Annotated in this window: 11 protein-coding genes; 6 read left to right on the top strand and 5 right to left on the bottom strand. The window is 37.7% G+C overall.

The features are described 5' to 3' along the window. Window positions 1–94: 94 nt before the first annotated feature. Complete coding sequence (gene map, locus BAOM_RS11380) at window positions 95–841, top strand: type I methionyl aminopeptidase (RefSeq protein WP_127760371.1); 747 nt, start codon at window positions 95–97, stop codon at window positions 839–841. 466 nt (window positions 842–1,307) lie between these two features. Here the strand turns inward: map and BAOM_RS11370 are convergent, their stop codons facing one another. Continuing rightward, entirely contained in the window at window positions 1,308–2,105 is a 798-nt protein-coding gene (locus BAOM_RS11370) for an HAD family hydrolase (protein WP_127760370.1), read from the bottom strand. Window positions 2,106–2,535: 430 nt separating this feature from the next. Here BAOM_RS11370 and BAOM_RS11365 point away from each other — a divergent pair, with 430 nt between their 5' ends. The 3 genes from BAOM_RS11365 to BAOM_RS11355 all read left to right on the top strand — a co-directional run bounded on the left by BAOM_RS11365 (window position 2,536) and on the right by BAOM_RS11355 (window position 5,230). Further along, on the top strand, window positions 2,536–3,651 hold the full coding sequence (locus BAOM_RS11365; protein ID WP_252282384.1) for a LysM peptidoglycan-binding domain-containing protein: 1,116 nt from the start codon (window positions 2,536–2,538) through the stop codon (window positions 3,649–3,651). 401 nt (window positions 3,652–4,052) lie between these two features. After that, entirely contained in the window at window positions 4,053–4,343 is a 291-nt protein-coding gene (locus BAOM_RS11360; RefSeq protein WP_127759245.1) for a helix-turn-helix domain-containing protein, read from the top strand. Window positions 4,344–4,351: 8 nt separating this feature from the next. Continuing rightward, on the top strand, window positions 4,352–5,230 hold the full coding sequence (locus tag BAOM_RS11355) for an IS3 family transposase (RefSeq protein WP_127760366.1): 879 nt from the start codon (window positions 4,352–4,354) through the stop codon (window positions 5,228–5,230). Between the two features lie 459 nt (window positions 5,231–5,689). Here BAOM_RS11355 and BAOM_RS11350 read toward each other — a convergent pair whose 3' ends face one another. Then, the gene (locus BAOM_RS11350; protein WP_127760369.1) at window positions 5,690–6,832 is read right to left on the bottom strand and encodes a low temperature requirement protein A; all 1,143 of its coding nucleotides are present in this window, start codon (window positions 6,830–6,832) and stop codon (window positions 5,690–5,692) included. A gap of 393 nt (window positions 6,833–7,225) precedes the next feature. Here BAOM_RS11350 and BAOM_RS11345 point away from each other — a divergent pair, with 393 nt between their 5' ends. Together BAOM_RS11345 and ycaC are read left to right on the top strand one after the other, a co-directional pair. Beyond that, complete coding sequence (locus tag BAOM_RS11345) at window positions 7,226–7,783, top strand: NADPH-dependent FMN reductase (RefSeq protein ID WP_127760368.1); 558 nt, start codon at window positions 7,226–7,228, stop codon at window positions 7,781–7,783. Window positions 7,784–7,964: 181 nt separating this feature from the next. Beyond that, window positions 7,965–8,609, top strand: coding sequence for an isochorismate family cysteine hydrolase YcaC (gene ycaC, locus BAOM_RS11340; protein WP_127760367.1), 645 nt, complete (start codon window positions 7,965–7,967; stop codon window positions 8,607–8,609). Window positions 8,610–8,730: 121 nt separating this feature from the next. Here the strand turns inward: ycaC and BAOM_RS11335 are convergent, their stop codons facing one another. The 3 genes from BAOM_RS11335 to poxB form a co-directional block, all read right to left on the bottom strand. Further along, complete coding sequence (locus BAOM_RS11335; RefSeq protein WP_127760366.1) at window positions 8,731–9,609, bottom strand: IS3 family transposase; 879 nt, start codon at window positions 9,607–9,609, stop codon at window positions 8,731–8,733. Window positions 9,610–9,617: 8 nt separating this feature from the next. After that, on the bottom strand, window positions 9,618–9,908 hold the full coding sequence (locus BAOM_RS11330; RefSeq protein WP_127759245.1) for a helix-turn-helix domain-containing protein: 291 nt from the start codon (window positions 9,906–9,908) through the stop codon (window positions 9,618–9,620). Between the two features lie 564 nt (window positions 9,909–10,472). After that, window positions 10,473–12,200 carry a ubiquinone-dependent pyruvate dehydrogenase gene (gene poxB / locus BAOM_RS11325; RefSeq protein WP_127760365.1) on the bottom strand — a complete coding sequence of 576 codons (1,728 nt, stop codon included), beginning with the start codon at window positions 12,198–12,200 and terminating at the stop codon, window positions 10,473–10,475. Window positions 12,201–12,322: the final 122 nt, after the last annotated feature.

The raw sequence follows: 12,322 nt of genomic DNA, 5'->3' as shown, positions 1-12,322 counted from the left end.
TTTTACCGGGTTTTTGTATTGATTTTCACCTACAAAAAAGCATATGATAATAGAGGATTTGTATTTAAAGATTTTAGACGAAAGAGGATTTTAAATGATTACATTAAAAAGCGAACGTGAAATTCAATTGATGGCGGAAGCGGGTAAATTGCTTGCAGCGACACATAGAGAAATTGCTAAAATGATTAAACCAGGAATTACAACTTGGGAAATCGAAGAGTTTGTTGAGAAATTTCTAGCAGAACACGGGGCAACACCGGAACAAAAAGGATATCAAGGGTATAAATATGCGACTTGTGCATCGGTAAATGATGTCATTTGTCACGGTTTTCCTTCTAAAACTCCGTTAAAAGAAGGTGATATCGTAACGATTGATATGGTTGTCAACTTAAATGGTGGTTTGGCGGATTCAGCATGGTCTTATGCAGTTGGCGAAGTTGCTCCAGAAACACAACGATTATTAGATGTAACAAAAGAGTCTATGTACCGTGGAATTGCAGCTGCAACGGTAGGTAATCGTTTAGGCGATATTGGGCATGCAATTCAATCTTTTGCTGAAGCGGAAGGATTCTCTGTTGTACGTGATTTCACTGGACACGGTATCGGAAAAACGATGCATGAAGAGCCAATGGTGCTGCATTACGGTAAACCAGGAAAAGGCACACGTTTAAAAGAAGGAATGGTTATCACAATCGAGCCAATGCTAAACGCTGGAACATGGCATATGAAGATGGATTCAGATGGATGGACAGCAAGAACGGCTGATGGTAAATTATCGGCTCAATATGAACATACACTTGTTATTACGAAAGAAGGTCCGGTTATTTTAACAGAGCAATAATATGTACAAAAAAGCAGCGATAGTGATGTCGTTGTTTTTTTATTTATTTTGTTTTAATTATGTGACTTCATCTAAAAGACTACTTTTTTCAAAATTTATCAACAAGATTTAAATCTACTAGATAAGAATCCATTTTGATCAATCTTTTTTCAAAATGGATTCTTTTTATTTATCGCAAAATGCCGGTTTGTGAGGTGCTTTTGATTAAACTTTATTTCAAAGCTACAGTAGCATTTTTCAGGGCATTGCAATATAAAGTGAATTTGAACCGATGTGTGAACAGATCGCTAGTTAAAGAAAACTCCTATGCAGTGGACTTTTTTGAACAGGTAGAATTATGAAAAGATGAATATGAAGAAGGAAAAGCTTCTTTAATATAGAAGCTTCAGTTTGTCGACAAACTGAAATGACAGGTATGAATCACACCTGTCATTTTTTTATTACAAAAAGTCATTATAAAAAAATTCTAAATCGCATATGATTTATATGTTTTAAGAAGATAACGTTCTATAAACTCAGCTAATCCATCATTTTCGTGGTGTCCTGTAACAATATCAGCGGATGCTTTAACCTTTTCGCTAGCATTTCCCATTGCCACACCAATACCGACATGACGAAGCATCTCTATATCATTAGGTCCGTCTCCAATGGCTACGACTTCATTTGGACTAATTCCAAATTCGGTAAGTAAGCTTTTTATAGCAGACCATTTAGAAACATTAGGAGCAACTATCTCAAACCCGTCATTCCAATCGATGACTTCTGCTTCCTTTTTAAACAAATCGGTTAATTCAGGACTTGGTGCACCTGTTCGAACACTATATTTAAGAACATCTTGATAATTTGCCTGTCTTAAATCTCCAATATACCGTGGCGGAATTTGCCCAACTTTTGTCCAATAATCGATTTCTTCATTTGTTTCCTTGCAATAAAGCCCATTTGCTGTATGGATAATAACATTATAAGGACTTTCAGCGGTCAGATGGTGAAATCGTTCTTCGTTCAATCGGACGGTTCTCATTTGCATAACTCTTCCTGTCTCTGCAGCGTGAATAGCGGCACCATTCAGACAGATCATCGGAGTCCGTAATCCAATTTCTTTATGGTAGGGAGCGGTTACTTCATAATGTCGACCAGTGGCTAGAAAAACCTTGACTCCCTGATTAATGAGCCTATAAATGGCTTCCATATTTCGGCGGGAAATGTAGTTTGAGGCTTTTAGTAGTGTACCATCCATATCAATAAATATTGCACGCACATTCATTTATACTGCCTCCTCATTCGTTGCTAAACCAATCATATCGTCTGAATATTAAAGTCTAGTAAACTCAGTGTATAGATTAAGTAAAGTTTATTGGGAAGCAGGAAACGTTTCTCCGCAAGATAAAAATGTTATTCCATTAACGGGGGCTAGAGTTAAATAAATACGAGCTAACTGCAACAGCCTTTGATCTTCAACAATCGGGCGCGATTCTTCAATATGAAGGATCGTTTTTTTATTCAAATAACGATGTGAATTGTTGAAATATAGGTTTTGAATAAATATATCAGGAGCGAATACCTAGGTCTGCCATATTTCTCCTCTCTTTTTTCTTTTAAACAAACATTCCTTTGTATTTTCTATAGGAATCCCAAGTTTTTAGGTACTATTTAATGAATTCAAGACCATATACTAGGAACAAGGGGTGAAACGAATGACCGTTCATGTTGTCCAAAAGGGGGAATCCTTATGGCAAATTGCAAATCAATATCAGGTTCCGGTTTCTACTATTGTTGAAGTGAATGGTTTGCCTTCTGCGAATGCCATCATACCTGGTCTAGCGCTTTACATTCCGGACGAAGCTATTGTTCAGATAAGGCCTTATTTGGTCAAAGCAGGAGATACGTTTTTGCAGCTGGCTAATCGTTTTAATACCGCGATAGAAGCTATATTACAAGCAAATCCAAGGATAGATCCGAGTCAATTATATATTGGCCAAAGGCTCCTGATTCCAACACCATTGAAACCCCAAATAGAAACGCTAGGATTCATTATTCCATACTCACCACAATCCACTTTACCAATTCTTCGGACTTTATCTAATTCGCTTACGTATATAGCAGTTGTATCTTATTCGTTCACCACACAAGGCTATGCCTATGTGTTATTAGATGATACAGAGGTCGTTAGGGAAAGCAACAAGCTGGGTGTTACAACTCTTTTAATGATTCGTAATTTTACATCCGAGGGTTTTGATGCTGAATTAGCCGGGAACGTGTTTGCTAATCCCGTTTATCGGAGAAATTTAATTGATAGTTTATTACGGTTTGTTAATGAAAAAGAATATGACGGAGTTTCACTGGATATTGAATTTATTCCTCCTGCACGAAGGAGAGAGTTTAATACATTTTTGAACGAATTAAAAACTGCTCTTGGTCCGCGCATTCTACATGTTAATGTACATGCAAAAACAGAAGACCTTCCAACGAATCGGATCGTAGGAGCCTATGACTATCAGTCAATTGGAGCGATTGCAGACGTGGTAGCTGTTATGACAATTGATTATGGATATCCAGGCGGTCCGCCCGATCCGGTAGCCCCGTTGTGGTGGATGGATCAGATTGTCCGGTATGCAACAAGTTTGATTGATTCTCGTAAGGTACAAATTGCTTTTCCTTTGTATGGATATGATTGGAGAGTAATCGATAATACGACCACGGCTTTATCAGTTAATGGTGCACAAAACCAGGCAATTTCTGCTAACACAGTGATTGAATTTAATCAGGTAGCTGCCTCACCATGGTATCGATATTGGAAGGAAAAGGAATAACGCATCATTTGGTTTGAAGATATTAGGAGTTATCAGGAAAAATACAATGTAGTCAATCAATATCAATTGTTAGGTGTAACGTACTGGCAATTGAACCTGCCAGCACCGCAGAATTGGGTTTATTTAAATAATCATTTTATTGTTATATAGAGCAACCGGATCTGGGTTGCTTTTATTATTCCGCAAAAAGGCTCAATTCTTTAATAAGAAATGCGAATTTCAAATTTGACATATATTGCGAAGTAAACAAAAAACAAGTCCCTCTATAAAGGGACGTTTCATTAGGAAATTGAATAGGTTATTCCAGAAAAGGGCGCTATCCTTGAATTGGTATGCTCCCCTTATAGTAGACACGTTTTAAAAAGCGCATTAATCTGTCTATTATTAAGGGGGTATTTTTTATGGAGAAAAAAGCAGAGACTTATGATATATCATTCAAGAAAAAAGCAGTGGATTTATTTCATCAAAAGAAGAATTATGCAGCCGTTTCCAGAGAATTAAACACTCATCGAAAAAACATACAACGATGGGTTAAACAGTTTAGTGAAGATGGGATGGTTGGTCTTAGAGAAAAACGTGGCAGAAAAAGTGGGTCTAGTAGAGTCTCTTCATCTACCTTTGAAAATACCCAACAGAAAATAAAGCGATTAGAAGCTGAGAATGAACTATTAAAAAAGCTTTTAAAGATGTGAAAGGAGGAATGAATCTAAAACCTAGTATTCTATTTCCAATCATTAATGATTTATCTAAACAAGCTCACTCTATACAGCTACTTTGTCATCTAGCTAAAGTATCAAGAAGTGGATACTACAAGTGGATAAAGCGTAAAGCATTACCTTCGGAAAAGCAGATAGAGGATGAGAAGCTAAAGCAGAAAATAATAGAATGTCATCAGAAATATAAGGGCATCTATGGCTATAGAAGAATACAAATTTGGTTAAAGAGGACCTATGATATTCATATTAATCACAAAAAAGTTCAACGGTTACTAAGTGAGCTAGGTATTAAAGCAATTATCAGGAAGAAACGAATTTATTACGGTAAGAAAGAACCTTATCTTATCTCGAATAATTATTTAAATAGATCCTTTTACGCTTCTCGCCCTAATGAAAAGTGGGTAACGGATATTACGTACCTCATTTTCAATGGACAGAAACTATACTTGTCTGCCATCAAAGACCTATATAATAACGAAGTTGTTGCGTACCAAATTAGTAGACGTAATGATTATAAACTAGTCTTGGATACTCTTAAAAAAGCCATAAAAGGAAGGAATGTAAAGGGACTCCTTCTCCATAGTGATCAAGGATACCAATACACTTCCCATAACTATAATCAGCTACTCACAAGAAATAAAATGAAAGCTAGTATGTCTAGAAAGGGCAACTGTTGGGATAACGCTAGTATGGAAAATTTCTTTAGTCATTTAAAAACAGAATGTTTTAACCTGCATACTTTTAAAACTTCACAAGAGGTTAGAACGGCTATTAAAGACTACATTCACTTTTATAACCACGAAAGGTTTCAAACCAAGCTAAACAACCTGACTCCTATCGAATATAGAAGTCAGGCTTCTTAACTGCGCTTATTTTTTTATGTCTACTTGACAGGGGGCAGATCAGAATGGTAAGCGCTCATTTTTCATTTAAGGGCCATATTGTGGAGCAACTCCTTTAAAGAAAATTAGATCTTTATGTTAAAGCTTAAAGGAGATTGTGAAATTATGTACTTAAAGTAACGGGCAGTTGAACAAGAAGTGATTATTATAGTATATTTTAGTGGTTTATAGCATTAAAGTGATAAAATAAAAAAACTGAAGTGGGAGGAGGCTTTCAAGAGATACAACTATTATATTTAGTATGGACCCCCTCCTTTGCATTTGATTTTAAGCACGGATTTGATGAAAAAGGGGAGACGTGTTTGGTTTAAGTAGCAGGAGGGTCTCTTGATTAATTGCGACATAATCCATTTTAACTAAAGATGGGTTAATCCAAGAAGGATTGACGGTCTTTTTTTATGTATTAACCCCTATTAAACATTAAACATTTTTTATTCTCGGATGAATCTCATTTGTCGACGATTGCTTTTTATTAGAAATTGTTAATTTAGTAAAGATAATAAAAAACACGGTTAATTCAGCTATTATCAAAATATTTGGTACTATAATAATCAAATTAATAATAAAAAAGACGGCTAAAATTCCTAAAAATAACCCTAAATGATAAATTTTCAATCGGTGGTGCACATGTCTATATTGATGGAAAACAAAGGTAGTTGACAGGAAATAGAGCAATACAGATCCAAAAACAAAAAATAAGATAAATGAGTAATGGACCTCATGTAAAAACAATAGTCTGATAGATGCTGCGATCATGCTCAAAGACATTAATATAAACAGATGACCGTAAATAATGATTTGGCCGGAAGTCTGTACAGACTTGTCGAGTTTCTTCTCCATGTTATCGAAATATTGCCACCACATCGATATAATCAGGATAAATGAAATGATCGCAAAGCCTATTGAATCCCAATTTCCTTGTGTAGGCTGAATGATCGCAAGAGTGCTAATCAGCGCTTCCCCAAAGAGAATAATGGAAAATAAACCAAATCGCTCTAATAGGTGAGCCGTATTTGTTGGAACCTTTTCTAAGCACTTTCGTCCAAGCACCGGGATAATAATATCAATAAGGATGCCCGTATACAACACAGCATATCGAACCCAAGAATCAAAAAAGACGGAGAATAATGAAATAACGATTCCAATCCAAAAATACCTTCCTAAAAAGAGGGCTGCTTGTTTTCGAACTCCCGTTTCTATACGCTGGACAATAAGATATTGGATCGCAGTTACTGCTCTTAAGCCAATATACCCAATTAAAAAAGAAAGATAATAAGGATCAAAATCAACTGATAAACTTGATGTCATAATTAGTACAAAAAACATTTGCAAGATCAAAAAGATACGTTGATGAAATAAATCTTTTCCAAATCGGTTAATAAATATGGTTTGCCCTACCCAAGCCCACCAAATAGGAATAAAAATTAATACAAACTTTACTAAATACTCTGCATGGATATGTCCATCTTCAACATGAAGTAAAACATGAGTCGCAGCCGCAACCGCCGCCACAAATAACAAATCATAAAAGAGCTCTAACCACGTCACTTTCTTTTCTTCCATTTCTCCACTCCCTCCAATTCTTTATAGTTTATAGTATGTTATAAATATACAAAAAATGGAAGAAAAAATAAACATGACATAAACCATTTGCCATATCTTTGGAACATGGTGGTTTTGGTTAAATAATTAAAAGCATTTCGTTTCATTCTTTTAGAATTCATCATTTATTAGATGTAGTACTTTTTTAACCCTGCTATTATGTTAAGCAATTTATCAAACACAAGCCGAATAAAAAGAAAACAAAAGAGATATCCTTAAATCCCTAAAACTATTCTAACTTTTTTGAAATAAACACTTCATTAAATAAAAAATTTGTAATTAGGTATAACGTCGCTTCTTATATTTTGGGATATTATGGTAAAATGAAAGTGATTTCAAACGAGGAGGAATTGGATGACCAAAACCATCGGCCTTATTTGTGGTAGTTTACGTAAAAACTCTTATAATCGAATCATTGCTCAATCATTAACAGAACTGGATGATTCCCATCAATTTCGCTGGATTGAAATTAATGAACTGCCTTTGTTCAACGAAGACTTAGAAATAAGTGTTCCAGAAACAGTGACATTATTTAAATCCGCTATCCAGGACGTTGACGGTATCATTATTTTAAGTCCAGAGTACAATTCTGGAATTCCAGGCGTATTAAAGAATGCATTGGACTGGGCATCAAGACCTCGGGAATCCGCTGTTCTTAGCAGAAAACCGGTTGGTCTAATTGGTGCAACTCCTGGGGGATTAGGTACTGCCTTTGCTCAATTGCAAATCAGACAAATACTAGAGGCCATGCAGGTTCATGTTCTTCCATTTCAAAAAGTGTTGATTTCCCAAGTACATAAAAAGATTGATTCTGAACAGAAAGTCCTTACAGACGAACAAACAAAACGTTATCTTCAGCAATATTTACACCAATTTATTCATTGGATTGATCACACTCCAGCTCTAGATTAATTGAAGAAGTCCAAGCTTCATTAATCATTTATTTTTTATAAATACTACTGACACATAATGAGTTTATAAAAACGAATACTAGTAATCAGTTCAGTTACATTGGAACAAACGTAGGAGTTTAACATACATTTTTCAATCTATGAATCTTCTTCGATAACTTTAATTAAAGGAGGACATCAAAATGTCTGATTTCTATTCTCGTCTTAACAAAGATGATGCTGCCGTTCTTTTAGTGGATCATCAAACCGGCCTTATTTCCGGCCTTGTGCGTGACTATGGTGTTGATGAATTCAAGAACAATGTTATGGCGCTTGCTAAAACCGCAAAGTTTTTTGATTTACCAGTTATTTTAACAACAAGCTTTGAAAACGGGCCTAACGGACCACTCATGCAAGAATTGGTAGAACTTTTTCCTGACGCGCCAAAAATAGCTCGTCCTGGACAAATTAACGCATGGGATAATGAAGATTTTGTCAAAGCAATCGAAGAAACTGGAAAAAAACAACTTATCATTGCTGGTGTAGTGACAGATGTTTGCGTTGCATTTCCTGCCCTTTCCGCTGTGAACGCTGGTTATGAAGTATTTGTTGCTACTGATGCTTCTGGAACATTTAGCAAACAAGTAGCGGATGCGGCATTAATGCGTATGGCTCATGGTGGGGTGCAGCTTCTGAACTGGTTTAGCATTGCGTGCGAGTTACAACGTGATTGGCGCAATGATGTTGAAGGCTTTGGCGCTTTACTTTCTAGCCAACTTCCTGGATATCAAAATCTTATTGGAAGCTATAGGGGAGCTCAGAGAGACTTTAGCAAGCAGCCTAACTAGATTAGCAGCTTATTAATAACTCACTTTTTCCAATATGCAAGCTTCTGGCTTATTCAAGAAAAGGGCGCTATCCTTGAACTGATCTGACCCCTGTCAAGTAGACATAAAAAAATAAGCGCAGTTAAGAAGCCTGACTTCTATATTCGATAGGAGTCAGGTTGTTTAGCTTGGTTTGAAACCTTTCGTGGTTATAAAAGTGAATGTAGTCTTTAATAGCCGTTCTAACCTCTTGTGAAGTTTTAAAAGTATGCAGGTTAAAACATTCTGTTTTTAAATGACTAAAGAAATTTTCCATACTAGCGTTATCCCAACAGTTGCCCTTTCTAGACATACTAGCTTTCATTTTATTTCTTGTGAGTAGCTGATTATAGTTATGGGAAGTGTATTGGTATCCTTGATCACTATGGAGAAGGAGTCCCTTTACATTCCTTCCTTTTATGGCTTTTTTAAGAGTATCCAAGACTAGTTTATAATCATTACGTCTACTAATTTGGTACGCAACAACTTCGTTATTATATAGGTCTTTGATGGCAGACAAGTATAGTTTCTGTCCATTGAAAATGAGGTACGTAATATCCGTTACCCACTTTTCATTAGGGCGAGAAGCGTAAAAGGATCTATTTAAATAATTATTCGAGATAAGATAAGGTTCTTTCTTACCGTAATAAATTCGTTTCTTCCTGATAATTGCTTTAATACCTAGCTCACTTAGTAACCGTTGAACTTTTTTGTGATTAATATGAATATCATAGGTCCTCTTTAACCAAATTTGTATTCTTCTATAGCCATAGATGCCCTTATATTTCTGATGACATTCTATTATTTTCTGCTTTAGCTTCTCATCCTCTATCTGCTTTTCCGAAGGTAATGCTTTACGCTTTATCCACTTGTAGTATCCACTTCTTGATACTTTAGCTAGATGACAAAGTAGCTGTATAGAGTGAGCTTGTTTAGATAAATCATTAATGATTGGAAATAGAATACTAGGTTTTAGATTCATTCCTCCTTTCACATCTTTAAAAGCTTTTTTAATAGTTCATTCTCAGCTTCTAATCGCTTTATTTTCTGTTGGGTATTTTCAAAGGTAGATGAAGAGACTCTACTAGACCCACTTTTTCTGCCACGTTTTTCTCTAAGACCAACCATCCCATCTTCACTAAACTGTTTAACCCATCGTTGTATGTTTTTTCGATGAGTGTTTAATTCTCTGGAAACGGCTGCATAATTCTTCTTTTGATGAAATAAATCCACTGCTTTTTTCTTGAATGATATATCATAAGTCTCTGCTTTTTTCTCCATAAAAAATACCCCCTTAATAATAGACAGATTAATGCGCTTTTTAAAACGTGTCTACTATAAGGGGAGCATACCAGAACAAGGATAAGCGCCCATTTTTCATTTAATTCGTATTGTGAGGGATAGCGAAACGTCTGCTTTTTTTAGATGTTCCTCTTTTGTCGGTCAATAGTTCGATAACGGTCAGCGTTTAAATCCTGAACGGCTTCGACAAATGACATAAAACGTTAGCGCAAAGTTAATTGTTCCATAGCCTTTTTCCCCTCAGCTGCCTAGGAATACTGATAATGATTTTGTGTAAAAGTTGTACTTTTGTGAACTTCATCTTATTGCTTAAAGAAAGGATCTGTTAAAAGATAGTATTGATTTTTGAGCAAACAAAAAGGACCCTGTCCTCTAAGGTCCTTCTGGTATTCCTTATTAAACTAAAGCCCCTTTATTTTGTATAAATCGTACCGAGTCCCATTTGCACAATAATCGTACCCAGGACAATAAACCATCGGTTGGGAGCTTTGTTTTTCATCATGGTTTTCCTTTCCTTTTATAATATCGTATAATTTGGGCTTATTAGCGGAAAAGATTCGTTTTGGCAAGGTCAATGAGCTCGTTGCCGTGCCTGTTCAGGACGGCTTTCATCATCCAAAGGCTAAATCCATGCGCCTGTTCAAATGTGATTTTTGGTGGTAGAGCCAATTCCTGACGGTTCACGACAACATCAAGTAGCACAGGTCCGTCATATTGAAGGGCACGCTGAATCGCTTCCTCCAGTTCTGCAGGGTCCTCCACGCGAATTCCTTCAATGCCTATCGCTTGCGCCATCGTTGCAAAGTTGGGGTTATCAAGGGCGGTGCCTGTTTCCAGGAAGCCGGCTGCTTTCATTTCAAGCTCAACGAAACTGAGCGCACCGTTGTTGAATACGACCACCTTTACGGGTAATTTATACTGCCGCAGGGTGAGAAGATCGCCCATTAGCATGGCAAGACCTCCATCTCCAGAAAGAGAAATCACCTGGCGGTCTGGCTGGGCAATCTGTGCTCCAATAGCCTGTGGCAGGGCGTTTGCCATCGTTCCGTGATTAAAAGAACCTAATAACCGCCTTTGTCCGTTCATTTGCAGATAACGGGCGGCCCAAAGTGTTGGGGTTCCGACATCGCATGTAAATACCGCATTCTTACTCGCCAGATCACTGACGGCTTTCGTGAGATATTGAGGATGGATCGGTTTGTGGCCTGGTTTTCCGATGGCAAGTTCGTCCAAATCATCACGGACTTTGCGATAGTGGTCTGTTAATCTCTTCAGGTGGCTTCCATCATGTGGCTCTGTCAGATAAGGCAGCAGTGCTTCAATGGTTGCCTTCACATCACCGCACAGCCCGTAGGTGAGGTCGGTTCGGCGGCCGAGATGTCCCGGCTCAATATCGACCTGCAAAATTGTGGCATCTTTTGGATAGAATTGTCTGTATGGAAAATCGGTACCAAGCATCAGCAGTACATCGCATTCCTTAACCGCCTGATAGCCTGATGCATAACCGATAAGTCCTGTCAGTCCGACAGAGTACGGATTATCATACTCCAGGTGTTCTTTACCTCGCAAAGCAATAACCATAGGTGATTGCAGTTTTTCACAAAGCTGCATGAGTTGCGTGTGAGCGCCAGCACAGCCGGCCCCGCACAGCAGCGTGATGCGCTTGCCGTGGTTCAAGTATTCCGCCAGCTGCTTTAACTCTGTTTCCGAAGGATGTATTACCGGCTGTGTCACATGAAGGACATGTTGAGGTATAGGGGTCTTGTCTGCTTCTAAACCAGCGACATCCCCGGGCAGAACAAGAACGGACACACCTTTACGCGCAACTGCATTCTGCATGGCGACAACTACGGAGCGGGGCATTTGGTGAGGGGTCGTCACTACCTCGCAGTAATAGCTGCAGTCCTTAAATAGATGATCGGGGCGTGTTTCCTGAAAAAAATTGGTGCCGATTTCGTAGCTTGGAATGTGTGCTGCAATCGCAAGCACAGGGACCCGGTTGCGGTGACAGTCGTACAAGCCATTGATGAGGTGCATATTGCCAGGGCCACTGCTTCCGGCACACACAGCAATACTTCCGGTAATATCAGCATCGGCACCGGCCGCGAATGCTGCAACCTCTTCATGGCGGACATGAATCCATTCAATTTTCTTTGAACGCCGGACGGAATCGAGAACGGCGTTCAGTGAGTCTCCTATAATACCATAAATCCTTTTCACACCTGCATTTAACAGTGCTTCAACGAGTGAATCCGCAATAGTTCTTTTCATTATTTTTCTCCTTCGTTATTTTTTTGTATTTTTACCATGTTACCGGATTTTATGCTGAATCAAAGGAATGTCGTGATTGTTCCGTTGTTGCTTCGACAAGGCTTGTATCTGTATTTCATATC

The organism is Peribacillus asahii (assembly GCF_004006295.1).
In the GTDB taxonomy this organism is placed as follows: Bacteria; Bacillota; Bacilli; order Bacillales; family DSM-1321; genus Peribacillus; species Peribacillus asahii_A.
Note: the sequence above shows the minus strand (reverse complement) of the source record. Positions and strands in the feature narration are given on the sequence as shown.

Excerpts from the sequence above, each read along its gene's own strand:
- ycaC (WP_127760367.1), top strand. The coding sequence starts at position 7,965 with ATGTCTGATTTCTATTCTCGTCTTAACAAAGATGATGCTGCCGTTCTT.
- BAOM_RS11355 (WP_127760366.1), top strand. The coding sequence starts at position 4,352 with ATGAATCTAAAACCTAGTATTCTATTTCCAATCATTAATGATTTATCT.
- BAOM_RS11345 (WP_127760368.1), top strand. The coding sequence starts at position 7,226 with ATGACCAAAACCATCGGCCTTATTTGTGGTAGTTTACGTAAAAACTCT.
- BAOM_RS11360 (WP_127759245.1), top strand. The coding sequence starts at position 4,053 with ATGGAGAAAAAAGCAGAGACTTATGATATATCATTCAAGAAAAAAGCA.
- BAOM_RS11350 (WP_127760369.1), bottom strand. The coding sequence starts at position 6,832 with ATGGAAGAAAAGAAAGTGACGTGGTTAGAGCTCTTTTATGATTTGTTA.
- BAOM_RS11370 (WP_127760370.1), bottom strand. The coding sequence starts at position 2,105 with ATGAATGTGCGTGCAATATTTATTGATATGGATGGTACACTACTAAAA.
- poxB (WP_127760365.1), bottom strand. The coding sequence starts at position 12,200 with ATGAAAAGAACTATTGCGGATTCACTCGTTGAAGCACTGTTAAATGCA.
- BAOM_RS11365 (WP_252282384.1), top strand. The coding sequence starts at position 2,536 with ATGACCGTTCATGTTGTCCAAAAGGGGGAATCCTTATGGCAAATTGCA.
- BAOM_RS11330 (WP_127759245.1), bottom strand. The coding sequence starts at position 9,908 with ATGGAGAAAAAAGCAGAGACTTATGATATATCATTCAAGAAAAAAGCA.
- BAOM_RS11335 (WP_127760366.1), bottom strand. The coding sequence starts at position 9,609 with ATGAATCTAAAACCTAGTATTCTATTTCCAATCATTAATGATTTATCT.
- map (WP_127760371.1), top strand. The coding sequence starts at position 95 with ATGATTACATTAAAAAGCGAACGTGAAATTCAATTGATGGCGGAAGCG.